The following is a 26974-nucleotide window of genomic DNA, read 5'->3' on the forward strand; positions in this document are numbered from 1 at the left end:
GCGTCAGAGGGGTGTGACCTTCGAGGAGTACGTCGGCAGTCGGGGCCCGGCCCTGATCCGGCTGGCCCGGCTGCTCACCGGTGACGAGCACCGGGCCGAGGACCTCACCCAGGAGGTGCTGTCCCGGGCGTACGTGCACTGGCGCAAGATCTCGCGGGCGGACCAGCCTGACTTGTACGTACGTCGGATGCTGGTCAACGCCAACAACTCCTGGTGGCGACGCCGGTCCAGCCGCGAGCTTGTCGTCGACACCTTCGCCGAGCGGGCGCAGCGTGGTGACCTCGGCCGCGAGGCGGCCGACCGGGACGAGATGTGGCGGCTGATCCTCGGTCTGCCCGACCGTCAGCGGGCCGTGCTGGTGCTGCGTTACTACGAGGACCTCGACGACGCGACGATCGCCCAGATCCTGGACTGCTCGCCGGTCACCGTCCGCACCCACGCGATGCGGGCGCTCGCCAACCTCCGGGCTCGCTGTGGCGCCCCGGCCACGAACGGGAGCCGACCGTGACAGATCTCGACCAGCGGATCGTCCTGACGCTGCGGGAACACGCCGAGGGGAGCGTCGATGCAGGCCTGCTGTTGGCCGGCGCGGTCTCCCGGGGCCGTGTACGGGTCCGCCGTCGGCGTACCGCCGTCGGCACCGCGCTGGGCATGGTGGCCGTGCTCGGTGCGGGCGTGGCCATCGGGCCGGCGGACCTGTTCGGCTCCGACGCCGTCCCGACCGGGCCGGCGCGGCCGGCCAGTGCTGTCGTGCCAGCAGCACCGCCCCTGGCCGACGGGGTGCCGGGTGCCTCCGCGCGACCCGACCTGGTCGGCGCCGACCCGAACGTGCTGCATTTCGGCTTCACCCCGGGGGGGCCTCGGTATCTCTCCTGGTCGGTGGAGGGTGGCGTGGAGATGGCGCGGCTCGACATGGGCGGACGGTCGGTCACCCTGGAGTTGGCCGCATCCGCCGAAGCGTTCCCGCGGTACGCCCAGGGCCTGCCTGGGGGCATATACGTGCCGACGAAAAAGGGTGTCTTCGACGGATCGGTGTCGCAGGCTGACACGTTCAACGGGAAGCCGGTCTGGTTGCGGCACTGGCAACCAACTCCTGGGGTGTACGCCCGGGCCAGCGTGGTCGCCCAGGATCAGCGGGACTTGGCTGCTGTGGCCGCCGGGTTGCGGCTCGATCGGGCCTACCACTGCGGCGGGCCGTTGCGGCTCACCGCGCTGCCGACGGATGCCCGGGTCACCAACTGTGAGGTGTCGGTGGAGCGTTTTCCGGCCGGGCTCGACGTGCTGCTGACGCTCGGGAGGCCCGCGGTGTCCGGTCTCCGGGTCGGGTTGAGCTACGCGGTCGCCATCGCAGAGGAGCGCACCAGGGGAAATCGGACGATCGCCGGTAAACCGGCCTACCGCACCCCCCAGGGGGACGCGCTGGAGCTGCTCGGCTTTCCGAAGGCCCATCTGACCGCCGACTTCGGCTTGCCGTTTCAGGGTTTCTCCGAGGAGGACGCGGCAACGGTCCTGGCAGGGGCGCGCGTCGCCGAGCCGCTGGACGAGCCCGCGTCCTGGTGACCGCCCCGGCCCGTCCCGCCGAACGGACCGTACGCTTGGTGACTGTGAGCCCCCGTCGCAATCGCCCTCGCCGGGACGAGAACGCCAACCTGGACGCCGACCGCGTCCGGCAGGGCGTCGCCTCGGTGCAGCAGTGGACCGACGGCGCCTGGCAGGTGCGCGGCATCGGGGCGGGCGCGTCGGTCAAGACGTACCGCTGCCCCGGCTGTGACCAGGAGATCCGACCCGGGGTGGCGCACCTGGTGGCCTGGCCGGCCGACGGCCTGGGTGACCTGACCGACCGGCGGCACTGGCACAGCGGCTGCTGGCGGGCCCGCGAGCGGCGTGGGCCGGCGGTGCAGCGCGGCCGGGGCACCCCGCGCTACTGAGCGACCGCCCGGGGCGGCTGAGCGACCTGGATCACCCTGTTGCGGCCTGGGCGGGCGGCGGCGGCAACTTCGCGACAGACTTGGGCGGTGAGCACAGCGATCCGCGCGTCGTCGATCCTGCCCGGCCGCCGGGAGGACATCGAGTTGCACACCGCCGACGGTCTCCGGCTGGTCGGCGAGTTGGCCCTACCGGCCGACCGGCCGCCGGTGGCCACCCTGGTCTGCCTGCACCCGTTGCCCACCCACGGTGGGATGATGGACAGCCACGTGTTCCGCAAGGCGGCCTGGCGGCTGCCCGCGCTGGCCGACCTGGCCGTGCTGCGGTTCAACACCCGTGGCACCAGCAGCCTGCGCGGCACCAGCGAGGGTGCGTTCGACGGCGCGGTGGGGGAGCGGTACGACGTGGCCGCCGCCATCGAGTACGCGGAGTTCGCCGAGCTGCCCAACATCTGGCTCGTCGGCTGGTCGTTCGGCACGGACCTGGCGTTGAAGTACGGCTGCGACCCGGCGATCACCGGTGCGATCCTGCTCTCCCCGCCGCTGCGCTTCTCGGCCCCGGAAGACCTGGCCACCTGGGCCGCCTCGGGTCGGCCGCTGGCGGCGCTGGTGCCCGAGTTCGACGACTACCTGCGCCCGACCGAGGCACGGGAGCGGTTCGCGGCGGTGCCGCAGGCCGAGGTGGTCGGCGTCCCGGGTGCCAAGCACCTCTGGGTGGGCGACGCGGAGACGGTGCTCGACGAGATCGTCCGGCGGGTCAACCCGGCCGTCGAGGTGCCGCTGCCGACGACCTGGGACGGCCCGATGGAGGCCGGTGACGTCAGCGCGTACGCCGACCGGACGGTGGCCTCTTTCGCGGACACGCCCGTCCCCGGGCCGGCCGCCACCAAGGCGGACTGACCCGGTCGACCCGGGACGCACCGACCCGCCGCGCGGCGGGTCAGCGGGTCTCCTGGCGGGGCAGCACCACCTCGCGCAGGATCAGTTGCAGCGCGGCCACCGTCGGGATGGCGATCAGTGCACCCACCACGCCCAGCAGCGCCACCCCGAGCAGGGCGGCGAGCAGGGCGGCGACCTCGTTGACCTCCACCGAGCGCCGCATCACCTTCGGGTAGATCAGGTAGTTCTCCACCTGCTGGTAGATCAGGAAGAAGACCGCGCAGGCGATGCCGGTGGGCAGGTCGGCGGCGAAGCCGACCAGGCTCACGATCACCGCGCCCAGGGTGGCGCCGATCTGCGGGATCAGGTCGGTCACCGCGACCACCACGGCCAGTGCGAACGGGTACGGCAGGCCGACGATCAACGCGAACACGAAGGTGGTCGCGCCGGCCAGCACCGCGATGCTCAGCGCGCCGACCATGTAGGCGCCCACCTTGGCGAGGATCTCGTCGCCGATCAGTTGCACCCGCTCCCGCCGTGACCGGGGCACCAACGAGTAGCCCAGCGAGCGCAGCTTGTTGAAGTAGGCGAGGAAGTAGATCGTCAGCACCAGCACGGTCAGCGTCCGGAACACCGTGCCGAAGATCAGTTGAGCACCGCCGAGCACCCCGCCGAGGGCCCGCCCGATGGTCTCCGCGTTGGCGGCGCCCTGCACCCGCTCCACCACGTCGTACCGTTCCACCAGGTCGTTGACCGTCGGGTTGCGGCGCAGCTCGTCCAACAGGCTCGGGATCTGATCGATGAACTGCCCCGACTGGGTGACGATCGGCGGGACCAGCGCGACCACGCCGCCACAGAGCAGCAGCACCACGGTCAACGCGACCCCCGCCACCGCCAGGCCGTGCGGCACGCCCCAGCGGCGTAGTCGGACCACCGCCGGGTTGAGACCGACCGCCAGGAAGAGCGCGATCACCACCAGCACCAGGATGCCGCCGGCATTGCGAATCCCCAGATAGAGCGTGTACGCCAGGAGCACGCCCAACGCCCCGGTGAAGCCGAGCAGGAAGCTGCTGCGGCGCAGCGGGCGGCCCGGAGTGCCGAACTTCCCGGACGGGACCGCCGGCGGTTCGTCCGGGTCGACCCCCGGGGCGGGGACCGGCACCGGCGCCGGTGTGTCCGCCGACGGGGGGCCGGGCGTCGCGTCCGGGTCGTCGGTCGGCGGGTGGTCGTTCGGCGGATCGTCGTTCGGCGGGTGGTCGGCCGGCGGGTCGTGCTGTGGCACCTGGGACCTCCCGGCTCAGGCCGTCGGACGACCGGCGACAGCGACGCCCTGACTGTTCCCGCTGCGAGTGCACGTGCTGTTCCCGCTGCGGATGGACGTGCGCCAGCGTGTACCGGTCAGGTCCATGACGTCACGACTTCCTTCATCAGCTCGATCGACTGCTGGCGGCGCGCCTTTTCTGATCATCTCCCAGCGCGTCAGCAGCGTAGCCACTTCATGGTCGCTATCGACCACAAGGCCGTCAATCGGGTGTTCAAGGTGCCCCACCCAGCCGTCGTCCGGGCCTCGACCCCCCACCCGACATCGCCTCGACCTCGCCGACGGGTAGATCTTGGACAGTTTCCGTCAGGGCGTAACGGAAACTGTCCAAGATCTGGTGGTGCGGTGGCGTTCCGGCGGTGAAAGCTGCTCGGATGATGCCCACGGACGACGCCGACGCACTCGACTGGCTGGCCTTCGAGCAGGCGGGCGTCCTGACGACCGCGCAGGTCTCCGGCCTGCTCAGCGAGGGAACGGTGCGCGGGCGAATCCGCTCCGGCCGGTGGCGGTCCATCTGCCGCGGCATCCTGCTGACCGGCAACGGTCGCCTGAGTCGCGACCAACAGCTCTGGGTCGCGGTGCTGGCAGCCGGACCAGGCGCGGTGCTGGCCGGGGTAACGGCCGCCACCGAAGCCGGAGTACGAGGGCTGCGCCGTGAGCCACTGCACGTGCTGGTGCCGGCCGCCCGTCGTGCCGCTCGGACCTCCCTGCGTCGCCTCCCGATCGACATGCCCGCGGTGCTGGTGCATCGCACGTCGGTGCTGCCGGACTCGCACCGGCAACTCGCCCGTCCACCACGCACCACGACCGCCAGAGCGCTCATCGACGCGGCGGGATGGGCGGTCGGTGTGGACGAGGCGCAGGGCGTGCTGGCGGCCGGTTGTCAGCAGCGGCGGGTGCTGCCCGAGGAGTTGCAGACGGTGCTCGACGTCCTTCCCCGAGCGCCCCGCCGGCACCTGATCCAACAGACCGTCCGTGACATCGCCGGGGGCGCGCAGGCGCTCTCCGAGATCGACTTCCTGCGCCTCTGCCGCCGGCACCGGCTGCCCGTGCCTGACCTTCAGGAACATCGGGTCGACGCGGCGGGCCGCAACCGCTGGCTGGACGCGTACTGGCGACAGTGGCGGGTGCAGGTCGAGATCGATGGCGCGCACCACATGGACGCCCGGCAGTGGGCGGACGACATGCGTCGGCAGAACGACGTCTGGACCAGCGGCGACCGGATCCTGCGCTTTCCGGCCTGGCTGGTCCGCGCCCACCCCGACGAGGTCGCCGACACCGTCCGGCGGGCCCTCGTCGCAGCGGGCTGGAGCCCCACCCGGTCCCAGCGCCGTCCGACGCACAAATAGATCTTGGACAGTTTCCGTCACGCGTTGACGGAAACTGTCCAAGATCTCGATGCTCGCGTGGGTCAGCGCTGGCGGCGTACCCGTCAGTCCTTCTCGATGGTGACCTTGCTGGGCTTGGCGCTGCGCTCGTCGGTGGTCGGCTTGCTGGGGCGCTTGCCGTTCTCACCGGTGCTGGTGATCTTGGTCGGCTTGGCGCCCCGGCCACCCTCGCCCGGAACGGCGGCCACGGTCGGCTCCCCGTCCACCCCGGCGCTGGCCGCGCCTCCGTCCACGGTGGTCACCGGCTCGGCCACCGGTCGGGTCGTGGACTGCCCGGCGCCCTCAGCCCCGGCGTTCACCGGCTGCCGGGTGTCGGTGGGCTCGGTCTTGAGGCTGCTGGCCGCACCCGACCCGGGCGACGTGCCCGCGTCGACGGTCGCTGCACCGGAGACGGTCACGCCGTCGTCACCGTCGCCGGCCGCGCTCCGGCTCGCACCGTCACCGGTGACCGGCGCGGTCGGGCCGTCGATCGGCCCCGCGACGCTCTGCAACCGCAGCTCGGCCATCTGCCGCTGGAGCTCGTCGGACTCCTGGCGGGACTTCCACGTCTCCTGCCGCAGGTCCGCGAGCTGCTGCTGGGCCTGGGCGATCTCCAGCATCACCTGGGCGAGTTGCTGCCGGCCCGCCGCCGACTCCTGCTGGGTGGCCGCCAGGTGCTGCTGGGTGGTGGCCAGGTGCTGCTGCGTGGTGGCCGCGTACTCCTCGAACTGCCGGCGGGAGGCCGCGACGTGCTCGTCGGCCTCGCGGCGCTTGTTGCCGGCCTCGGTCTCGGCCCGGCTCAGCAGCTCCGCGGCCTCCGACTCGGAGCGCTGCCGCAGCGACGCCGCGTCCTGCTCGGCCGCCTGCCGAACCCCGGCCGCGCCCTGCTCGATCTCGTCCTTGCGGGCCGTGTACTCGGTTTCCAGCTCGTTCTTGCGTGCGGAGTAGGTGGTCTCCAGCTCGTCCCTGCGGCCGGAGTATTCGGCTTCCAGCTCGTCGTGGCGGGCGGTGAAACCCGACTCCAGCTCCTGCTGACGGCCCGTGAACGCGGTCTCCAGCTCCTGCTGGCGGGACTGGTGCTGCTTGTCCAGCTCGTCGCGGCGCTTGGCGTACTCCTGCTCGGCTGCGGCCCGTCGCTGCGCCAGCTCCCGGTCGGCCGCCTCCCGCCGGGAGTTGACCTCCTGCTCCACGCCGGCCCGCCACGCGCCCAGCTCCTGCTGGGTCTGCGCCCGGGAGTGCTTGACGTACTCCTCGGTCTCGGCGCGCATCCGCTGCACGTACGCCTCGGTCTCGGCGCGGCTGCGCTTGGCCGACTCGGAGGCCTGCGTGGTCAGCCGCTCCGCCTCCTGCTGTGCCTTGGCGCGGGTGGCACGGCCAGCCATCGACGCGTCGTCGATGATCTGCTTGGCCTCCTGCTGCGCCTTCGCGTGCGTGGCACGGCCGGCCTCGGTCGCGGTGTCGGTGAGCCGCTTGGCCTCCTGGAGGGCCTTGGCGTGCACCTCCTTGGCCGCATCCCGCAGGTCGCTGGCCTCCTGCCGGGCATTGGTCAGCGCCTCACGGGCCGACTCGCGCAGCTTGGTCGACTCCTGCTGGGCCCGGGTGTGGATCTCCTTGGCGGTGTCGCGGAGCTGGGTGGCCTCCTGCTGGGCCTTCGCCAACGCGTCCTGCGCCGTCTTACGTAGCTGTGCCGACTCGTCCTTGGCAGCCCGCAGGGTCGCGTCCGCCTCGGCCCGCTTGGCGCTGCTGTGCCGCTCCTCCTCCGCGCGGCGCGCGGCGAGGGCGATCTCGAAGTCCTTCAGAGCCCGTGAGGCCTGCTCGCGGGCCTCCTCGATGATGTGCTCGGCGGCGGCGCGGCGGGCCTCGATCTCCCCGTTCGCGTCGGACAGGATCTGCTCGGCCTGCTCCTCCGCGAGAGCGAGGATCGACTCGACCCGCGGACCGAGGTGCCGGAACGAGGCGCGGTCCACCACGTTCATCTGCTTGCGCACCTGACTCAGGTCGCGTTGCAGCACCTCGACCTGGCCGGCGAGCTTGTGGATCTGTGTGTACGCCTGTTCCCGTTCGGACGCGAGGGTCGCGATCTCGTGCTCGGCACGCGCGACATACCGGTCGACCTGTTTCTTCTCGTACCCCCGCAGAGCGGACTCGAAGCTGGGCTCCGTCGTCACGTCCCCGCCGAGAGCGAACAGTTCCTCGCCGTGCGACATGCCCCCATCCTCACACGCAACGGGCCCTGCTGGGGCGATACGGACGGGCCTTGTGCGAGCTACTTCACTCCGCTGCGAGCGGGAGATTCCACGGGCTGGGAAACGTGTACGGCGCGAGGTGCGACCGGTCACCCGGTGTCACCTCGCGCCGTTCGATGCCCCGATCTGACGCCTCGCGTCAGCCAGCGGACTCCGCGGGAACCCGGTCCTGACCGCCCTCGGTCTTCTTGGCCTCCGGCTTGGCAGCGGGAGCGGCAGCGGCCGGCATTCCCGGAACGATGCCGGCGAGCCCGGAGAGCATCTGGCCCAGCTGCGACGTGACCGCGTCCTTCTGCCGGGTGAGGTCCTCGACCTCGCGGCGGGCGGCCTGAGTGGTCAGCTCCGCCTCGGTGCGGGCCTCGGTGAGCAGGCGCTGCGACTCGGCCTTGGCCTCGTTGAGCGTCTTCTCGGAGTGCGCCTTGGCCTTGTCGACCGTCTCGGCGGCGTTGCGCTCCGACTCGACCCGCCGGGCCTCGGCGCGCTGCTCGATCTCCTTGGCCCGCTCCTGCGCGGCCCGTGCACGCTGCTCGGCCTCGCTGACCAGCTTCTGGGTCTGCGCGACCTGAGCGGCGTGGCGCTCGGACTCCTCGCGCTCGGCCTTCTCCCGACGCTCGGCCAGTTGCAGCTCCAGGGCCTGAAGGTCCTTGTCGCGCTTGTCCCGCGCGTCGGTGAGCAGCTTGGTCGCCTCGGCGCGCTTCTCCTCAGCCTCGCGTGCGGCCTTGGCCCGCTGCTGGGTGATCTCGCGCTCGGCGGTGGCACGGAGGGTGGCCACCTCCCGCTCGACGGTCGACTTCAGCTCGGCCACCTCGTGCGCGGTGACGGTGCGAAGCTGCTTGGTCTCGCGGTCGGCGTCCGCGCGCAGCGTGTCGGCCTCGCGGCGCGCCTGCACCCGGACCTCGGCAGCCTCACGCTCGGCGGCGGTACGCAGGTTGCCGGCCTCGCGCTCGGCGCTGGCCTTCATGGCCGCGGCCTCGGCACGTGCCTTGTCGGTGATCTCGCGAGCCTCGAGGCGGGCGGCGGAGAGGATGCCCTCCGACTCACGCTTGGCCTCGTTGCGGTGGTCGTTGGCCTGCTCCTCGGCGAGCCGGAGGATCTGCTCGACCCGGGTGCCGAGCCCCGAGAGGGTGGGCCGGCTGTTCTCTTCGAGCTGCTTGTTCGTGTCGGTGAGCTTCTGCTCCAGCGCACTCATGCGCTGCTCGGCCTGGCGGAGTCGACGCTGGGCGTCGTTCATCCGCTGCTCGGCCTCGGCACGGGCCTGCTCGGACTGGGTCAGCGCGGCGGTCATCCGGCCGAGGAAGTCGTCGACCTGGTGAGTGTTGTATCCGCGTAGGCCTACGGTGAAATCTGGCTGCGAGTTCGCGTTATCGAAGAACGCGAGAGGGGAGGACTGCTGCTGGGGCATTGGGACATACTGGCAGACGCCCCAGGGTGCTTCGCAAGAGCGGTGCGGAGCTTTCGTGCCCTGTTTACATGGTCAACTTCCGCGATCGGCGGAGCCGGACCAATCGGCGATCTTGGCAGGTCCCGGGCGGGACGGACGCCATGCTGCGTGATCCGGAAAAGGGCCCCGGGTTACCCCGAGGCCCTTTGTTCGATCCGAGCAACCGCGCGCTAATCGGGTTGGAAGAACAATGGCCGATCACCGCATTGGCCAACCACCGCTCGTCCGTCCGGCTGGTGTCCAGGTCAGCGCGCCGGTCAGTGCCCCGGAGCCGGCGTCCGCCGGTCAGTGCCCTTGGAGCCGGTGTACGCCGGTCAGTGCCTCCGGAGCCGGCGTCCGCCGGTCAGTGCCTCCGGAGCCGGCGTCCGCCGGTCAGTGCCCCCGGAACCGGTTGATCGCGTCCTCGTGCTGGGCTCGCAGCTCCTCGTCGCGTACGCCCAACCCGTCGGTGGGCGCCAGGCAGCGCACCCCGACCTTGCCCTGGTGGGCGTTGCGGTGCACCTCGTACGCGGCCTGACCGGTCCCCTCCAGCGGGTAGGTGCGGGACACCGTCGGGTGCACCTTGCCCAGCGCGACCAGGCGGTTGGCCTGCCATGCCTCGTGGTAGTTGGCGAAGTGGCTGCCGACGATCCGCTTGAGGTGCATCCACAGGTAGCGGTTGTCGTACTGGTGCTGGAAACCGCTGGTGGACGCGCAGGTGACGATGGTGCCACCGCGCCGGGCCACGAAGACGCTGGCGCCGAACGTCTCCCGACCCGGGTGCTCGAAGACGATGTCCGGGTCCTCGCCGCCGGTCAGCTCGCGGATCCGCTCGCCGAAGCGCCGCCACTCGTCCGGGTCCTGGGTCTCCTCGTCCTTCCAGAAGCGGAAACCCTCGGCGGCCCGGTCGATGACCAGCTCCGCGCCCATCTTGCGGCACAGCTCGGCCTTCTCCGGCGAGGAGACGACGCAGACCGGGATCGCGCCGCCGTTGAGCGCCATCTGGGTGGCGTACCCGCCGAGGCCGCCGGAGGCGCCCCAGATCAGCACCACGTCGCCCTGCTTCATGTTGGCCCCGTGGTGCGACACGAGCTGCCGGTACGCGGTGGAGTTGACCAGCCCGGGGCTGGCGGCCTCCTCCCAGCTCAGGTGTCGAGGCTTCGGCATCAGCTGGTTGGCCTTGACCACCGCCATCTCGGCCAGCCCGCCGAAGTTGGTCTCGAAGCCCCAGATCCGCTGCTGCGGGTCGAGCATGGTGTCGTCGTGTCCGGCGGCGTCCTCCAGCTCGACGGAGAGGCAGTGCGCGACCACCTCGTCGCCGGGTGCCCAACGGGTCACCCCGGGGCCGGTGCGCAGCACCACGCCCGCGGCGTCCGAGCCGACCACGTGGTACGGCAGGTCGTGCCGGCGGGTCAGCTCGGAGACCCGGCCGTAGCGCTGGAGGAACTTGAAGGTGGGCAGCGGTTCGAAGATGCTGGTCCACACCGTGTTGTAGTTGATCGCGCTGGCCATCACCGCGATCAGTGCCTCGCCCGGTGCCAGCTCCGGCGTCGGCACCTCCTGCACGTGCAGCGCCTTGCGCGGGTCCTTGTCCCGGGTGGCCATGCCGTCGAACATCCGGGACTCCTCGGCGCGCACCACCACGCCCCGGTAGCTCTTCGGTACGGGCAGCCCGGCGAGGCCGGCGAGCTCGCGGTCCGGATCGTTCGATTCCTCCGCCGCCATGATCGCTTCGAGGATGTCCTGCACGGTGACCTCCGGTTCGTCCGCACCCGAGTGGGCCGGGGTGCTGCCATCGTCGGCGCCGGTGGGGCACGACCACCATGTCGGCATTCGACACATCCGACCCCGGTCGCGCTCCTGTGGGGCCGGACGTTACTGAACGGTAGCTAGACCGGGAAGTCCTCTGTGAAAAACTGCATCCGCCGATGCGTGAAGGTGTCCGGCCACCCCACCAACCGAGCACTGACGTGCGCCCCAACCCCCAACCCGTGCCGCGGGCCCCACGACACACGCCCCGCTGATCAAGAGCTTTCGGTCACCTGCGAGCCGCAGGATGACGCAAACCTCTTGATCAACAGGGCGTGCGGGTGGGTGGGGGGCAGGGGCAGGGGCAGGGCGGGGGGCGGGGGTCAGTGGGGGGTCGGGGTGGGGGCGGGTTCTACCAGTTCCACGAGGACGCCTCCGGCGTCCTTCGGGTGGACGAAGTTGATGCGGCTGTCCGCGGTGCCGCGCCTCGGGGTCTCGAAGAGCAGCCGCATTCCCCGCTCGCGCAGTGCCGCGCAGGCCGCGTCGATGTCCACAACGGTGTACGCGACCTGCTGCACGCCCGGCCCGTTGCGGTCCAGGAACTTGGCGATCGTCGACTCCGGCGTCAGCGGGGCGAGCAACTGCACGCAGCCGCCCTCGGTGGTCGGGCCGACGGACAGCATCGCCTCCCGCACGCCCTGCTCGGCGTTGGTCTCGACGTGTACGCAGCGCATCCCGAACGTCCGCTGGTAGAAGTCGATCGCGGCGTCCAGGTCGGCGACCGCGATCCCGACGTGGTCAATCTTGCGAAGCCCGATGTCCGTGACGTAGTCCTCACCGGGCTCGGCGGGGGAGTTCTCAGTCATGGCGTTAGTCTGGCCGAACAAGCGTTAAGGCGTACAGCTCGGCACCCCCCTCGAACAGCTCGGCACCCCCTTCGGAGGCAGGCATGGCTTCGGTGATCATCAGCGGCGCGCGGACCCCGATGGGGCGGCTGCTGGGCAACCTCAAGGACCTCCCGGCCACGAAGCTCGGCGGCATCGCCATTAAGGCGGCGCTGGAGCGGGCCGGCGTCAGCCCGGACCAGGTCCAGTACGTGATCATGGGGCAGGTGCTCCAGGCCGGCGCCGGTCAGATCCCGGCCCGGCAGGCGGCGGTCGAGGCCGGCGTGCCGATGTCGGTGCCGGCGCTGACCATCAACAAGGTCTGCCTCTCCGGCCTGGACGCGATCGCCCTGGCCGACCAGCTGATCCGCGCCGGCGAGTTCGACATCGTGGTGGCCGGCGGCATGGAGTCGATGACCAACGCGCCGCACCTGCTGATGGGCCAGCGCACCGGCTACAAGTACGGCGACGTGGTGGTCAAGGACCACATGGCGCACGACGGGCTCAGCGACGCCTGGGACTGCTGCTCGATGGGTGAGTCGACCGAGCGCCTCGGCACCAAGCACGGCATCACCCGCGCCGAGCAGGACGCCTTCGCCGCCGCCAGCCACCAGCGGGCCGCCGCCGCGCAGAAGAACGGCCACTTCGCCGACGAGATCGCCCCGGTGGTGATCCCGCAGCGCAAGGGTGACCCGCTGGTCATCAGCGAGGACGAGGGCATCCGCCCGGACACCACAGTCGAGTCGCTGGCCAAGCTGCGCCCCGCCTTCGCCAAGGACGGCACCATCACCGCCGGCAGCTCGTCGCCGATCTCCGACGGTGCCGCCGCCGTGGTCGTGATGAGCAAGGCCAAGGCCACCGAGCTGGGGCTGACCTGGCTGGCCGAGATCGGCGCGCACGGCAACGTGGCGGGCCCGGACAACTCCCTGCACTCCCAGCCGTCCAACGCGATCAACCACGCCCTGAAGAAGGGCGGCCTGAGCGTCGCGGACCTGGACCTCATCGAGATCAACGAGGCGTTCGCCCAGGTCGGCGTGCAGTCCACTCGGGACCTCGGCATCAGCCCGGACAAGGTCAACGTCAACGGCGGCGCGATCGCGCTGGGGCACCCGATCGGCATGTCCGGCGCGCGTCTCGTCCTCACTCTCGCCCTGGAGCTGAAGCGGCGCGGTGGCGGCACCGGCGCGGCGGCCCTCTGCGGCGGCGGTGGCCAGGGCGACGCGCTGATCATCCATGTGCCGGGAAGCGCAGCGGCGGCACGGTGAGCGAGGCGGCCGAGCAGGTTCCGGCAGCGGGCGCCACGTCGGTGCGCCGCAGTCGGGACGTACCGCAGCTGGTTGATCGGGCCCGCGCGGGCGACCCCCGCGCGGTGGCCCGGTTGATCACACTGGTGGAGAACGGCGACCCGCTGCTGCCGGCGGTCGCCGCGGCGCTGGCGCCGTACGCCGGGCAGGCCCAGGTGGTCGGGTTGACCGGCTCGCCCGGGGTGGGCAAGTCGACCACCACGAACGAGCTGGTCCGCGCGCTGCGCGCACGAGGGCACCGGGTCGGCGTGCTGGCGGTGGACCCGTCCAGCCCGTTCACCGGTGGCGCGATCCTCGGCGACCGGGTGCGGATGCAGGACCACGCCACCGACCCGGGCGTCTACATCCGGTCCATGTCCAGCCGGGGGCACCTCGGCGGGTTGTCCGCGGCGACGCCGCAGGCGGTCCGGGTGCTGGAGGGTGCCGGCTGCGACGTGGTGCTGGTGGAGACCGTCGGCGTCGGGCAGGCCGAGGTCGAGGTGGCCTCGCTGGCCGACACCACGCTGGTGCTGCTCGCACCCGGGATGGGCGACGCGATCCAGGCGGTCAAGGCCGGCATCCTGGAGATCGCCGACGTCTTCGTGGTCAACAAGGCCGACCGCGACGGCGTCGACGCCACCGTCCGCGACATCCAGGGCATGATCGCGCTCGGCGAGCGCGGCCCCGGGCAGTGGCGGCCGCAGGTGGTCCGCTCGGTCGCCTCGCGGGGCGAGGGCATCGACGACATCGCCGCCGCCATCGACAAGCACCGGGGCTGGCTGGTCGAGCACGGCGAGCTGCGCCGCCGCCAGGAGGCGCGGGCCGCCGCCGAGATCGAGGCGATCGCGCTGGGCATCCTCCGCGCCCGGATCGGCTCACTGCGCGACGGTACGGAGTTGGCCACGCTGGCCACCAAGGTGGCCGAGGGCGCGATCGACCCGTACACGGCGGCCGACGAGTTGCTCACCCAGCTCGCCCGCTGACCCGTTGACGGCACGTCGGCAGGCCCGCGCTGGGATGTCCGCAGTGGTCGGTCCACGGTCGACCGCAGCGCGTCGGTTGCCGGGAAGCGAAGGTCGTTCCCGTTTTAGTAGGCTCGCTGCGCGTGACCGGGAGCGAGGCTTCCGCGATGCGGGCTGACGAGCCGGTCGGTCCACAATGTGCGTCGGGACCAGGGGAGATGCGATCATGACGGACGCGGTGGAGAACGCCGGTGCAGTGCAGCCCGCGACGGGCGCGGCCCGAGGTGTCACGTCCGTCTCCGACGAGGTCGTGGAGAAGATCGCCGGAGCTGCCGCCCGTGCGGTGCCCGGCGTCGCCGATCTCGGTGGTGACGTGGCCCGGTTCTTCAACAGCATCCTGGACAAGGTCGGCCTGGACGAGGTGGGCGACGCCCGCCGGGGCGTCTCGGCCGACGTGAAGGGCAACTCGGCCGTCGTCAACGTGGTCCTGGTGATCGACGCCGGGCACGTCGTGGTCGACGTGACCGAGGCGGTGCGGGCCGCGGTGATCGAGGCCGTGGAGAAGTACGGCCTGACGGTCACCCAGGTCAACGTCACGGTGGACGACATCGAGCTGAACCAGCCGGGGCCAGCCGCAGTCTGAGGCGTCGATTCCGGCCAGGTCACGTTACCGGTCGGTACGACGTGACTTAGCGATCGTTCAGGTCAGGGCCTTACACTCGACGTGCTGTCGAGGACCCGAGGAGGAGCCCTGCTCATGGACGCCGACGAGATCGACGCCGGACGCGCGCGCTGGCAGGCCCGCTACGACGCCGCGCGCAAGCGGGACGCCGACTTCACCACGCTCTCCGGAATGCCGGTCGAACCGGTCTACGGGCCGCCGGAGGGCGCCACCTATCCCGGTTTCGAGCGGATCGGCTGGCCGGGCGAATATCCGTACACCCGGGGTCTGTATCCGACCGGATACCGCGGACGGACCTGGACGATCCGGCAGTTCGCCGGCTTCGGCAACGCCCAGCAGACCAACGAGCGTTACAAGATGATCCTCGGCGCCGGTGGCGGCGGCCTCTCGGTCGCGTTCGACATGCCGACGCTGATGGGCCGCGACTCGGACGACCCGCAGGCGCTCGGCGAGGTCGGCCACTGCGGCGTCGCCATCGACACCGCCACCGACATGCAGGCGCTCTTCGACGGCATCGACCTGGCCGACGTCACCACCTCGATGACCATCTCCGGCCCGGCCGTGCCGGTGTTCTGCATGTACCTGGTCGCCGCCGAGCGGCAGGGCGCCGACCTGTCCAAGCTGGACGGCACGCTCCAGACCGACATCTTCAAGGAGTACATCGCGCAGAAGGAGTGGCTCTTCGACCCGGAGCCGCACCTGCGCCTGATCGGCGACCTGATGGAATACTGCGCCGCCGAGATCCCGCGCTACAAGCCGCTGTCGGTCTCCGGCTACCACATCCGTGAGGCCGGCTCGACCGCCGCGCAGGAACTGGCGTACACCCTGGCCGACGGTTTCGGCTACGTGGAGCTGGGGCTCTCGCGCGGGCTGGACGTGAACGTGTTCGCGCCGGGGCTGAGCTTCTTCTTCGACTCGCACCTCGACTTCTTCGAGGAGATCGCCAAGTTCCGGGCCGCCCGCCGGATCTGGGCCCGCTGGCTGCGCGACGTCTACGGCGCGACCAGCGAGAAGGCCCTCTGGCTGCGGTTCCACACGCAGACCGCCGGCGTGTCGCTGACCGCGCAGCAGCCGGTCAACAACGTCGTACGCACGGCCGTCGAGGCCCTCGCGGCGGTGCTCGGCGGCACCAACTCGCTGCACACCAACGCGCTGGACGAGACCCTGGCGCTGCCCACCGACGAGTCCGCCGAGATCGCCCTGCGTACCCAGCAGGTGCTGATGGAGGAGACCGGTGTGGTCAACGTGGCCGACCCGCTCGGCGGCTCCTGGTACGTCGAGGCGCTGACCGACAAGATCGAGGCCGAGGCGGAGGAGATCTTCGCCCGGATCCGGCAACTCGCCGGCGACGGGCCGCACCAGATCGGCCCGATGACCTCGGGCATCCTGCGCGGCATCGAGGACGGCTGGTTCACCGGACACATCGCCGAGTCGGCCTTCGTCTACCAGCAGGCACTCGAAAAGGGCGACAAGAAGATCGTCGGGGTCAACTGCCACACCGGCACGGTCGCCAAGGAGCTGGAGATCCTGCGCATCTCGCACGAGGTGGAGCTGGAGCAGCGTCGGGTGCTCGCCGAGCGCAAGGGTGCCCGGGACGAGTCGGCGGTCCGCGCGGCGGTGGCCCGGATGGTCGACGCCAGCCGCACCGACGAGAACATGATCCCCGCCATGCTCGACGCGGTCCGCGCCGAAGCGACCCTGGGGGAGATCTGCGACGCGCTGCGCGCCGAATGGGGCACCTACCGGGAACCCGCCCGCTTCTGACCCATACCACCACCCCCGTCGATCAGGCACCCGCCGCCCGCTTCCGGCGGCAGAAATGCCCGATCGCCGGGGGTGGGGGTGGGGCGTGAGAGTTGCAACGTCGGGGTTGCGGGTGAGCTGAGATCGGGGGCTCACGTGCGAGACTAGGTAACCATGAGCGACCCACGGATCACCTCGTCGATCTTCACCCGCGGCGCGGTCGACCTCAGCACGCTGCGTGGCCCCGCACCAGCAAGTTCCCGCCCCGGCACGCCCCCGCAGGGCGGCCCGTCCAACGGCGCCCCCGGCGCGCCCACCGCAGGCACCAACACCGCCATCGTGGACGTCACCGAGGCGACAATCCAGTCCGACGTGCTCGAACGCTCGATGGCCACGCCCGTCGTCGTGTTCTTCGGCGCCGCCGGCTTCCCGGAGAGCGACGAGTTCGCCCCGGTGCTGGAGCGGCTCAACGCCGAGGGCGACGGCACCTGGGTGCTGGCACGGGTCGACGTGCAGGAAAACCCGCGAATCGCCCAGATGTTCCGGGTCCAGGGCATCCCCATGGTCTACGCGGTCGTCGGCGGGCAGCCCGTCGACGCCTTCTCCGGCGTGGTGCCCGAGGCACAGCTTCGGCAGTGGATCCAAGCCGTGCTCAAGGCCGGCGGCGTGGCCGTGGCCGAGCCGGAGGACCCCCGCCTCGACGAGGCGGACGACGCGCTGATGAGCGGCGATCTGGACGCCGCCGAGCAGGCGTACCGCAAGATCCTGGCCGACGCGCCCGCGGACGCCGCCGCCACGGCGGGGCTGGCTCAGGTCGGGGTCGCCCGCCGGGTGGCCGGCGCGGACCCCAGCGCCGCACTGGCCGCCGCCGAGAGCGCCCCCGACGACGTCGCCGCCCAACTGCTGGCCGCCGACATCGAGGTGCTCAGCGGCCTGGCCGAGCAGGCGTACGCCCGGCTCGTCGGTCTGGTCCGGCGCACCGCCGGCGAGGACCGCGAGACCGTACGCCAACACCTGGTCTCGCTCTTCTCCATCGCCGGCCCGGACGACCCGGCGGTCGCCTCGGCGCGCCGGGCCCTGGCCAGCGCCCTGTTCTGAGTTCGTAGCACGCCAGCGCGGGCCGGCGTTCCGGCCGGCCCGCCCGACCACCGAGGACGGGAGCTCATGATGCGCCGGATCGCCGTCCTCGACGCGCCGACAAACCTTGGCCTGCGGCCACCGACGACCACGTCGGTCCCCGGTTGTGGCAAGGCACCCGGCGCGCTGCGCGACCACGACCTGCTGGCCCGGCTGCGCGCCCGCGACGCCGGCTGCGTCACCCCGCCCCGGTACGACCCCGGAGACTGGCGGCCCGGCGACGGCGTGTGCCACGCCCGGGAGATCGCCGACTACTCGCTGGCGCTCGCCGAGCGGATCGGCTCGATCATCGACCGGGGGGAGTTCCCGGTGGTGCTGGGCGGCGACTGCTCCGTTCTGCTCGGGTCGGCGCTCGCCATGCACCGCCTCGGTGAGGCCGTCGGCGGGCGGATCGGGCTGGTCTTCGTCGACGGGCACTCCGACTTCCGGCACCCCGGCAACGCCTCCTACGTCGGCGCGGCCGCTGGCGAGGACCTTGCCCTCGTCACCGGGCGCGGGCAGGCCGACCTGGCCGCCCTAGAGGGCCGCCGGCCCTACTTCCGCGACATCGACGTGGTGGTGCTCGGCATCCGCGCGCAGGACGAGTACCGGCTCGACCTCCAGGCCGCCGGCATCACCACCCGACCGGTCCCCGCGCTGCGCGCCGAAGGCGCCGCCCGCACGGCCCAGTGGGCGCACGAGCAGCTCGCCGACTGCGCGGGCTACTGGGTGCACATCGACGTCGACGTGCTCGACCCCGCGGTGATGCCCGCCGTGGACGCTCCCGACCCGGGCGGCATCGCCTTCGCCGAGCTGGAGATCCTGCTCGCCGGCCTGGTCGACACCCCGCACTGCCTCGGTGTGGAGCTGACCGTCTTCGACCCCGACTACGACCCGGACGGTTCGTACGCCGCCGAGATCGTCAACACCGTGGTCGCCGGCCTGGCCCCGGTCAGCGCACCGGAAGCGGTGCCGCCCCGACTGCTGTCGGCCCGGCCGGCCCCCGGCCCCCGGCGCGGCAACGGCCGGACCCCGGCCGCAACCGAACGACCCGACCGCTCCCAGCGGCTCGACGGGCTGGATCGTGCCGAGCGGCGCGATGCGCTCGATGGGCTGGACGGGCTGGGTCGTGCCGAGCGGCGCGATGCGCTGGACGGGCTGGGTCGGCTCGACGGGCTGGATCGTGCCGAGCGGCGCGATGGGCTCGATGGGCTGGGTCGGAGCGAGCGGCGCGATGGGCTCGATGGGCTGGCTCGGAGCGAGCGGTTCGACGGGATCGATGACGCCGAGCGGCTGGACGCGTTGCCGAGCGCGACCGATGGCGAGGAGTCGTTCGCCGACGGTTCCCCGTGGGGCCCGTCCATCGATGCCGGGTCGCTGGCGGAGGCCGGAACCTCCGATGTCGGGGCTGCCGGCGTCGCGTCCCCGGGTTTCGGGGCTGCCGGCGTTGGTTCTTCCGACGGCCGTCCTCTGGGCGCGGTGCCCCGCGACCTCCTCGCCGAGAGGGAACCAGCCGCCACCAATGGTCAGGCCCGCTCCGATGGTCAGGCCCGCTCCGATGGTCAGGACCGCTCCGATGGTCAGGACCGCTCCGAGCAGTCGGGCGTCGCGGCGGACATCGCGACCGCGGTCGAGCGGGAGCCGGTCGGCCCGCCCGCGTCGGCCGGCCCAGGTCTGCTCCGGCGACCTTCCGCGCCAGCTCAGACCCCCTCGGACCACCACAAAGCCGACACCGCCTGACCCGTCTCACGCCCACCGGGCCGTGATCGACCACCGCCTGACCCGTCTCACGCCCACCGGGCCGTGATCGACCACCGCCTGACCCGTCTCGCGCCCACCGGGCCGTGATCGACTCGGCTTCACGGAAGTCGGTGTATCCGGGTGGCTCGGATACCGCAGTTTCCAAGAACCCGAGTCGATCAACGCCGAGGGTGCGCGGTGCGAGCGGTGCGCGGGGTTGAGTGATGCGCGGTGCGAGCGATGCGCGGGGTTGAGTGGTGTGCGGTGCGAGTGGTGCGCGGTGCGAGGGGCACTCGCCGCGCGGGTGTCAGGCAGGCGGGAGGGCGCGGAGGAAGCGCTCGGCGATCGGGACGGCCGAGGCCGTGCTGGCCCCGCCCTTCTCCACGAACACGGCGAACGCCACGTCGCCCCGCCAACCGACGAACCAGGCGTGGGTGTGGGCCGGGTCGTCGTCGTACTCGGCGGTGCCGGTCTTGCCGTACACCTCGCCCGGCACATCCTTGAGCGCGCTGCCGGTGCCGCTGGTGACCACCTCGCGCATCATCGACCGCAGCGCCGCGACCGATTCCGGCTTGAGCTGCTCACCCGCTGCGGCTGGCTTGGCCGGCGCCGGGTCGAGCAGCAGCTTCGGCTGCTCGAACCGGCCTCGGGCGACGGCGGCGGTGGCGCCGGCCATGGCCAGAGGGCTGACCAGCGTGGTGCCCTGCCCGAACGATGCCGCGGCCTGCTCGGCCGGGCTGCCGCCCGTCGACACCTTGCCGGTGAAGGCGTCGGTGCCGAGGTCCCACTGACCCTCCAAGCCCAAGATGCGGCCGGCAGCGGCCAACCCGTCACCGCCGAGCTTCGGGGCCAGCGAGGCGAACGCGGTGTTGCAGGACTTGGCGAAGTCGGTGCGGAACGGCACCGAGCCCAGCTCGAAGTTGTCGGAGTTCTTGAAGGACCGACCGTCGACGGTGAAGGTCTTCGGGCAGGCCACCGGGCCGTCCAAGGTGACCGCGCCCCGGTCGAGCAGGCCCAGCGTGCTGACCATCTTGAACGTGGAGCCCGGCGGCACCTGGGCGGTGAAGGCCAGGTTTTCCCCGGCCGGCCCGGGGCCGTTCGCCGCGGCGAGCACCGCGCCGTCGCTGACCCGGAGTGCCACCAGGGCGGAGCGGCGGGTCTCGGCGCGCAGCGCCCCGTCGGCCGCGTTCTGGACGGCGACGTCCAGCGTGGTCTTCAGCGTCTGGCCCGGCTGCGGCTCCCGACGGAACAGCTCCGTGCCGGTGGGCTCCAGCTTGCCGCCCTCGGTGGGGCGCTCGACCACCACGGTCAGCCCGGGGGCGCCGCGCAGCCGTTCGTCGTAGCGGCCCTGCAACCCGCCGTGGCCGACCAGGTCACCGGCGACGTACCGGTCCGGGTGCGCGGTCAGGTCGTCCGCCTGCGCCGGGTCGACAGTGCCGAGCACCGCCCGGGCGAACTCCCGGGTCGGTGCCAGGTCGACCTTGGCGGAGATGAACTTGGTGCCGTCCAGGTCGTAGATCCGGGGCTTGATCTGGAGGTACGCCTCTTCGCGCAGCGACACCACCTCGACGAAGGCGCCCGGCTCGGCCTTGGCGACCCGCTCGGGCAGGTCGGCCAGGTCGACGGCGGGCACCAGCGCCGGGCGGATCGCCTTGAACGCCGCGTCGAGATCCTTGACCAGCTTCTTGATGTCGGTGACCCCGTCGGGCTGCACGCCCACCCGGACCACCGGGCGCGGTGTCACGAGCGGTTGCCCGGCGGCGTCCAGCACCCCGGCCCGGGCACCGGCGTCGCGGCGCAGCGCCAACCGGTCACCCTTGGTGAGCTGCTCGTGCATCACCTTTGGCTCCCAGATCACCTGCCACTGGTCGTCGTCGCCGTGGGCGAGGCGTACCTCCCGGTCGTACGCCCAGCGGGTCTGACCGGGCAGGTTCCACTCCACCTGGACCGTCGCGGTCGCGATGTCCGCCGTGACCTTCGGCTCGCCGCGACGCTTCAGCGTGGGCGGGGTGGCCGTCAGCTCACCGGACAGCTCCTTGATCTCGCGGGTCACCTCGGTCGACGGCAGCTTGGTGCCGGTCGGGTCGATCAGGCCGACCGCCTGGAGATCGCCGCTGCGCCAGCCGCTGAGGAAGGCGTCGACGGTGCGCTCCGGCCCGTCGTCACCCGAGCAGCCGGCGAGAACGCCGGCCGTCAGCACCGCCGTGGTGAGGGCGGCGGTCAGGCGGCGGGCGTGGTTCGGCCGGTGGGGCCGGGGGTACGACAAGGGCATGGAGCTGGTCCTTCCGATCTCAGACTGCCCCCGCACGGTAGTACGCCGACGCCGTCCCCAACGTCCCCCAGGCGCGCGAGCGCGGGTAAAGACGGGCCGCGCCGGTGTGATGAACATCGCGTGGCGGGGTATCCCGCAGCCGGCCAACCTCGGACCCGCAACGGGTGAAAGGACAAAGTCCCGATCCGGACGTCTGGCCAGTGGTCCGCCGACGAAGGCGAAGAACGGCAGGGCCTAGGCTGGGCGGCAGAGTGACCCACAACGCGGTGGGTCGAGGGGAGTGGCACCGATGGACCGGCGTCCGGCGATCAAACCGGAACCCGACCTCCGGCAGGATGACTCCGGCCGGGACGACGACAGCTTCGATTCGGCGACCGACGGGGACGGCTACGGCCGGCTCGACACGGGAGTCACCGGGCTGACCGGGTCGAGCATCGACACCATCTACGATCTGGGCCTGCCGACCGAGGCGTTGGCCGACGACGTGGAGGACGCCGAGCTCGACGAACCCGTTCCCAACGCGGAGCGCCTGGTGGCCCAGGCTGTCGCGCTCGCCGGGGACGACCACGACGCGGCGACACTTGTCGGCCGTTTCTGGCGGTTCGCACCGGACGAGGAACTGGTCGGTTTCACGGCAGAGGAGATGCTCGACGCGGCCCGGGCACACCGGGACCTCGCCCAGCAGCGGGTTCCCGGCGAGTTGAAGCTGCGGATCCACGAACCGCACGCGGACCAGCACCACACCGTCGTCGAGATCGTCACGGACGACATGCCGTTCCTGGTCGACTCGGTCACCGCGCTGCTCAACTCGTACCACCTCGACGTGCACCTGCTGGTGCACCCGCTCGTGGTGGTCCGGCGTGAGCCGCTGGGGCGGCTCACCGAGGTCTCCGCGGACGTGGAGCCGGATGACGCGATCTCCGGCGACATCATCGAGAGCTGGATGCGGATCGAGATCGACCCGGTCCGGGACGCGGCGGAGCGCGACCGGCTGCGCCGCGAGTTGCAGCGGGTGCTCACCGATGTGCGCGAGGCGGTCGAGGACTGGCCGAAGATGCGTCAGCGCGCCCTCGCGCTCGCCGACGAGCTGGCCTCGGCCCGCACCTCCGACAATCGCCCACCGGTGCCGGAGAAGGACATCACGGACTCGGTGGAGCTGCTGCGGTGGCTCGCCCACGACCACTTCACCTTCCTCGGCTACCGCGAGTACCGGCTGGTGGACGTCCCCGGGGGCGACGTCACGGACCCGGTCGACGGCAAGGCGTTGGAGGCGGTGCTCGGCACCGGGCTGGGCATCCTTCGCTCGGACTCGCCGGACGCGCGGTCGCTGTCGTCGATGACGCCCGAGGCGCACGAGAAGGTGCTGGAGAAGCGCCTCCTCATCATCACCAAGGCCAACTCGCGGGCCACCGTGCACCGCTCGGCCTACCTCGACTACATCGGCTTCAAGATCTTCAACTCGGACGGCGAGGTGATCGGCGAGCGGCGGTTCCTGGGCCTGTTCTCCACCGCCGCGTACCGGACCAGCGTGCGCGAGCTGCCGGTGGTCCGCCGCAAGGTGGCCGAGGTGCTGGACCGCTCCGGCCTGAGCCAGCGCAGCCACTCCGGCAAGGATCTGATCCAGATCCTGGAGACGTACCCGCGCGACGAGTTGTTCCAGATCAAGACCGACGACCTGTACCACGCGGTGATCGGTGTGCTGCGGATGGCCGGCCGCCGGCAGCTGCGGGTCTTCCTGCGCCGGGACGCGTACGGGCGGTTCATCTCCTGCCTGATCTACCTTCCCCGCGACCGGTTCACCACGCAGAACCGCCTTCGTATGCAGGACATCCTGCTGCGTGAGCTGAACGGTGTCGGGGTGGACTACACCACCCGGGTCACCGAGTCGATGCTGGCCCGGGTGCACTTCATCGTGCGCACCGACCCGACCCGGCCGCCCGGCGACATCGACGCCGACCTGCTGGCCGAGGAACTGGCCGACGCGACGCGGCTGTGGGACGACGACTACCGGCTGGTGCTGGAGCGCAAGCTCGGCGACGAGCAGGCCAAGCACCTGTTCACCCGGTACGCCGACGCGTTCCCGGAGGGCTACAAGGACGGGCACACGCCGTACGAGGCGATGAAGGACCTGGCGAAGCTGGAGCTGCTGGAGGAGCCCGGCCAGCTGGAGATGCACCTGTTCCGCAAGCAGCTCGTGCCCCGGCCGGGCACGCGGGTGCCCGGTGCGGACCTCGCCGAGGCCATGGACGTCCGGTTCAAGGTCTACCGGTACGGCGAACCGATGATGCTCTCCGCCGTGCTGCCGGTGCTGCACTCACTCGGTGTGCGGGTGGTCGACGAGCACCCGTACGAGGTGGACCGGATCGACGGTCGGGTCTACCTGTACGACTTCGGCCTCATGCTGCCCGAGGGGCACCACGAGCTGTCCGAGGTGCGCCCGCACGTGGAGAACGCGTTCGCGGCGGCCTGGCGCGGCGAGGCCGAGGTGGACCGGTTCAACGAGCTGGTGCTGCGCGGCGGGTTGACCTGGCGGCAGGTGGTGGTGCTGCGGGCGTACGCGAAGTACCTGCGGCAGGCCGGCACGGTCTTCTCGCAGGACTACATGGAGCAGACCTTCATCGCGTACCCGAAGCTCGCCGCGTTGCTGGTGGAGCTGTTCGAGACCCGGTTCGCGCCGGGTGAGCAGACGACCGAGCAGCGGCAGCAGCGCAGCGGTGAGCTGGTGGAGATGATCCGCGAGGCGCTGGACGACGTGGCCAGCCTCGACCAGGATCGGATCCTGCGCTCGTACCTGACGCTGATCGAGGCGACCCTGCGGACCAGCTTCTACCAGAAGCGCGCCGACGGGCGGCCGAAGGCGTACGTGGCGTTCAAGCTCGACCCGCAGGCCATCCCGGACCTGCCGGCGCCGCGGCCGAAGTTCGAGATCTTCGTGTACTCGCCCCGCTTCGAGGGTGTCCACCTGCGCTTCGGGCCGGTGGCCCGGGGCGGGTTGCGCTGGTCCGACCGTCGGGAGGACTTCCGGACCGAGGTGCTCGGCCTGGTCAAGGCGCAGATGGTGAAGAACACCGTGATCGTGCCGGTGGGCGCCAAGGGCGGCTTCGTGCTGAAGCAGAAGCCGGGTGACCGGGACGAGGCGGTCGCCTGCTACCAGGAGTTCGTCGGCGCGATGCTGGACGTCACCGACAACATCGTCAGCGGTCAGATCGTGCCTCCCGAGGACGTGGTCCGGCACGACGGCGACGACCCGTACCTGGTGGTGGCCGCCGACAAGGGCACGGCGACGTTCTCCGACATCGCCAACGAGATCTCCAAGACCCACAACTTCTGGATGGGTGACGCGTTCGCCTCCGGTGGTTCGGCGGGCTACGACCACAAGAAGATGGGCATCACCGCCCGGGGCGCCTGGGAGTCGGTCAAGCGGCACTTCCGGGAGCTGGGCCTGGACACCCAGACCCAGGACTTCACGGTGGTCGGCGTCGGCGACATGTCCGGTGACGTGTTCGGCAACGGGATGCTGCTCTCCGAGCACATCCGGCTGGTGGCCGCCTTCGACCACCGGCACATCTTCCTCGACCCCGAGCCCGACGCGGCCACCTCGTACGCGGAGCGGCGGCGGCTGTTCGATCTGCCCCGTTCGTCGTGGGAGGACTACAACCCGGAGCTGATCTCGGCCGGTGGCGGCATCTTCCCGCGTACCGCGAAGTCCATCCCGATCACGCCGCAGGTCCGGGCGGCGATCGGCCTGGACGACGACGTCACGCAGTTGTCGCCGCAGGAGTTGATGAAGGCGATCGTGACCGCCCCGGTGGATCTCTTCTGGAACGGCGGTATCGGCACCTACGTCAAGGCGTCCACCCAGACCAACGCCGAGGTGGGCGACAAGTCCAACGACGCGATCCGGGTGGACGGGCGCAGCCTGCGCTGCCGGGTGGCGGGCGAGGGCGGCAACCTGGGCTGGACCCAGCTGGGCCGGATCGAGTACGCGTTGACCGGTGGCCGGATCTACACGGACTTCATCGACAACGCGGCCGGGGTGGACACCTCCGACCACGAGGTGAACATCAAGATCCTGCTGAACACCGCGGTCGCCGACGGCGAGTTGACCACGGCGGAGCGGGACGAGCTGCTGGCCGGGATGACCGACGAGGTCGCCGACCTGGTGCTGCGGGACAACTACGACCAGGCGCGGGCGATCAACAACGCCCAGGCCCAGGCCGCCTCGCTGTTGCCGGTGCACCGCCGGATGATCAACGAGCTGGAGCGGTCGGGCGGGTTGGACCGGGCGCTGGAGGCGCTGCCTCCGGACGAGGAGCTGGCGGTCCGCAGCGAATCGGGCCTGACGGCACCGGAGTTCGCGGTGCTGCTCGCGTACGTGAAGATCGTCCTGGAGCGGGAGATCCTCACCGAGGGCCTGGCCGACGAGGAGTGGACGACCGAGGTCCTGGTCAACTACTTCCCGACGCCGATGCGCGACCGGTTCGCCGACCGGATGGGCCGGCACCGCCTGCGCCGGGACATCGTCACCACCGTGCTCGTCAACGAGGCGATCAACCGGGGTGGCATCTCGTTCATCTTCCGGGTGGTCGAGGAGACCGCGGCCAGCGCGGCGGACGTGATCCGGGCGTACGTGGTGGTCAGCGAGGTGTTCGGCCTGCGGGACCTGTGGGACGCCGTGGAGGCGTTGGACAACAAGGTCGCGCCGGAGTTGCAGACCAGCGTCTACCTGGACACCCGCCGGCTGCTCGACCGGGCGGTGCGGTGGCTCGTCTCCAACCGGCGTTCGCCGATCGACGTGCCGGCCGAGATCGCCAGGCTGCGGGACGGGGTGACCCGGTTGCTCCCGGGTCTGGAGGACCTGTTCTACGGCAACGAGCGGCAGGGCATCGCCGCGCACATGGACTCGATGACCGAGCGTGGGCTGCCCCGCGAGCTGGCGGAGCGGGCGACCCGTCTGATGTACAGCTTCGGTCTGATGGACGTGGTGGAGACCGCGAACGTCAGCGGACGGGACGTCGGCGAGGTGGCCTCGGTCTACTTCGTGCTGTCCGACCTGTTCCGGGTGGACTCGCTGCTGTCGAAGATCTCCCTGCTGCCGCGGGAGGACCGCTGGCAGACGCTGGCCCGGATGGCGCTGCGCTACGACCTGTACGCCGCGCTGGCCGCGCTCACCGCGGAGGTGCTCGACTCCACCCCGGACGACCTGCCGCCGCACGAGCGGGTGCAGCAGTGGGAGCAGTCGAACGCCACCTCGATCCACCGCGCGCGGCGGGCGATGGGGGAGTTCGACGAGTCGCGGGCGGACCTCGCCGCCCTCTCGGTGCTGCTGCGCCAGATCCGCACCCTGGTGCGGACCTCCGCAGCCGCCTGAGTCAGGCACGCCGG

The 26974-nt window shown here is 71.4% G+C and carries 17 protein-coding genes and 1 pseudogene; 12 read left to right on the forward strand and 6 right to left on the reverse strand.

All coding sequences use genetic code 11. From position 1 onward, the window contains the following. Nucleotides 1-13 precede the first annotated feature (13 nt). The 4 genes from LADH09A_RS06745 (at nt 14) to LADH09A_RS06760 (ending at nt 2825) form a co-directional block, all read left to right on the forward strand. Nucleotides 14-508, forward strand: a complete 495-nt coding sequence (locus LADH09A_RS06745; protein WP_238644000.1) for a SigE family RNA polymerase sigma factor — start codon at nt 14-16, stop codon at nt 506-508. Further along, nucleotides 505-1560, forward strand: a complete 1056-nt coding sequence (locus LADH09A_RS06750; RefSeq protein WP_238644001.1) for a hypothetical protein — start codon at nt 505-507, stop codon at nt 1558-1560. Before LADH09A_RS06745 ends, LADH09A_RS06750 begins: the two co-directional genes overlap by 4 nt. A gap of 44 nt (nt 1561-1604) precedes the next feature. Beyond that, entirely contained in the window at nt 1605-1928 is a 324-nt protein-coding gene (locus tag LADH09A_RS06755) for an Rv1322 family protein (RefSeq protein ID WP_231640156.1), read from the forward strand. A gap of 87 nt (nt 1929-2015) precedes the next feature. After that, complete coding sequence (locus tag LADH09A_RS06760) at nt 2016-2825, forward strand: alpha/beta hydrolase (protein WP_238644002.1); 810 nt, start codon at nt 2016-2018, stop codon at nt 2823-2825. 40 nt (nt 2826-2865) lie between these two features. Here LADH09A_RS06760 and LADH09A_RS06765 read toward each other — a convergent pair whose 3' ends face one another. Continuing rightward, entirely contained in the window at nt 2866-3966 is a 1101-nt protein-coding gene (locus tag LADH09A_RS06765) for an AI-2E family transporter (protein ID WP_238644136.1), read from the reverse strand. Between the two features lie 533 nt (nt 3967-4499). On the opposite strand from LADH09A_RS06765, the gene LADH09A_RS06770 reads away from it, so the two are divergent. After that, a complete protein-coding gene (locus tag LADH09A_RS06770) occupies nt 4500-5474 on the forward strand; it encodes an endonuclease domain-containing protein (RefSeq protein WP_308194485.1) in 975 nt (324 codons plus the stop codon). Between the two features lie 83 nt (nt 5475-5557). Here the strand turns inward: LADH09A_RS06770 and LADH09A_RS06775 are convergent, their stop codons facing one another. From LADH09A_RS06775 to mce, 4 genes are all read right to left on the reverse strand, one after another. Continuing rightward, a complete protein-coding gene (locus tag LADH09A_RS06775) occupies nt 5558-7699 on the reverse strand; it encodes a coiled-coil domain-containing protein (protein WP_238644003.1) in 2142 nt (713 codons plus the stop codon). Between the two features lie 178 nt (nt 7700-7877). Then, complete coding sequence (locus LADH09A_RS06780; RefSeq protein ID WP_179780718.1) at nt 7878-9140, reverse strand: DivIVA domain-containing protein; 1263 nt, start codon at nt 9138-9140, stop codon at nt 7878-7880. A gap of 411 nt (nt 9141-9551) precedes the next feature. Beyond that, nucleotides 9552-10907 carry a crotonyl-CoA carboxylase/reductase gene (ccrA, locus tag LADH09A_RS06785; protein ID WP_238644138.1) on the reverse strand — a complete coding sequence of 452 codons (1356 nt, stop codon included), beginning with the start codon at nt 10905-10907 and terminating at the stop codon, nt 9552-9554. A 383-nt stretch (nt 10908-11290) separates the two neighbouring features. Beyond that, nucleotides 11291-11773, reverse strand: coding sequence for a methylmalonyl-CoA epimerase (mce, locus tag LADH09A_RS06790; protein WP_238644005.1), 483 nt, complete (start codon nt 11771-11773; stop codon nt 11291-11293). A gap of 83 nt (nt 11774-11856) precedes the next feature. Between mce and LADH09A_RS06795 the strand changes: the two genes are divergently transcribed. The 6 genes and pseudogenes from LADH09A_RS06795 to LADH09A_RS06820 form a co-directional block, all read left to right on the forward strand. Continuing rightward, nucleotides 11857-13056 (forward strand): acetyl-CoA C-acetyltransferase, encoded by a 1200-nt coding sequence (locus LADH09A_RS06795; RefSeq protein ID WP_238644007.1) that lies wholly within the window; start codon nt 11857-11859, stop codon nt 13054-13056. Continuing rightward, entirely contained in the window at nt 13053-14057 is a 1005-nt protein-coding gene (gene meaB / locus LADH09A_RS06800; protein WP_238644009.1) for a methylmalonyl Co-A mutase-associated GTPase MeaB, read from the forward strand. The genes LADH09A_RS06795 and meaB overlap by 4 nt, the downstream gene beginning before the upstream one ends. A 205-nt stretch (nt 14058-14262) precedes the next feature. Then, a complete protein-coding gene (locus LADH09A_RS06805) occupies nt 14263-14679 on the forward strand; it encodes an Asp23/Gls24 family envelope stress response protein (RefSeq protein ID WP_238644010.1) in 417 nt (138 codons plus the stop codon). 114 nt (nt 14680-14793) lie between these two features. Then, nucleotides 14794-16482 (forward strand): coenzyme B12-dependent isobutyryl-CoA mutase large subunit, encoded by a 1689-nt coding sequence (gene icmA, locus LADH09A_RS06810; protein WP_238644012.1) that lies wholly within the window; start codon nt 14794-14796, stop codon nt 16480-16482. Nucleotides 16483-16635: 153 nt separating this feature from the next. Next, nucleotides 16636-17559 carry a tetratricopeptide repeat protein gene (locus LADH09A_RS06815; RefSeq protein ID WP_238644014.1) on the forward strand — a complete coding sequence of 308 codons (924 nt, stop codon included), beginning with the start codon at nt 16636-16638 and terminating at the stop codon, nt 17557-17559. Between the two features lie 66 nt (nt 17560-17625). Next, nucleotides 17626-18630 (forward strand): annotated as a pseudogene (locus LADH09A_RS06820) (arginase family protein); the annotation flags it as partial. A 994-nt stretch (nt 18631-19624) separates the two neighbouring features. On the opposite strand, the gene LADH09A_RS06825 reads toward LADH09A_RS06820, so the two are convergent. Then, nucleotides 19625-21589 (reverse strand): penicillin-binding transpeptidase domain-containing protein, encoded by a 1965-nt coding sequence (locus LADH09A_RS06825; RefSeq protein WP_238644015.1) that lies wholly within the window; start codon nt 21587-21589, stop codon nt 19625-19627. Between the two features lie 289 nt (nt 21590-21878). Between LADH09A_RS06825 and LADH09A_RS06830 the strand changes: the two genes are divergently transcribed. Further along, nucleotides 21879-26960, forward strand: coding sequence for an NAD-glutamate dehydrogenase (locus LADH09A_RS06830; protein WP_238644016.1), 5082 nt, complete (start codon nt 21879-21881; stop codon nt 26958-26960). The last annotated feature ends 14 nt before the right edge of the window (nt 26961-26974 follow it).

Origin of the sequence: Micromonospora cabrerizensis (genome assembly GCF_022230955.1) — a bacterium.
Taxonomy (GTDB): Bacteria; Actinomycetota; Actinomycetes; order Mycobacteriales; family Micromonosporaceae; genus Micromonospora; species Micromonospora cabrerizensis.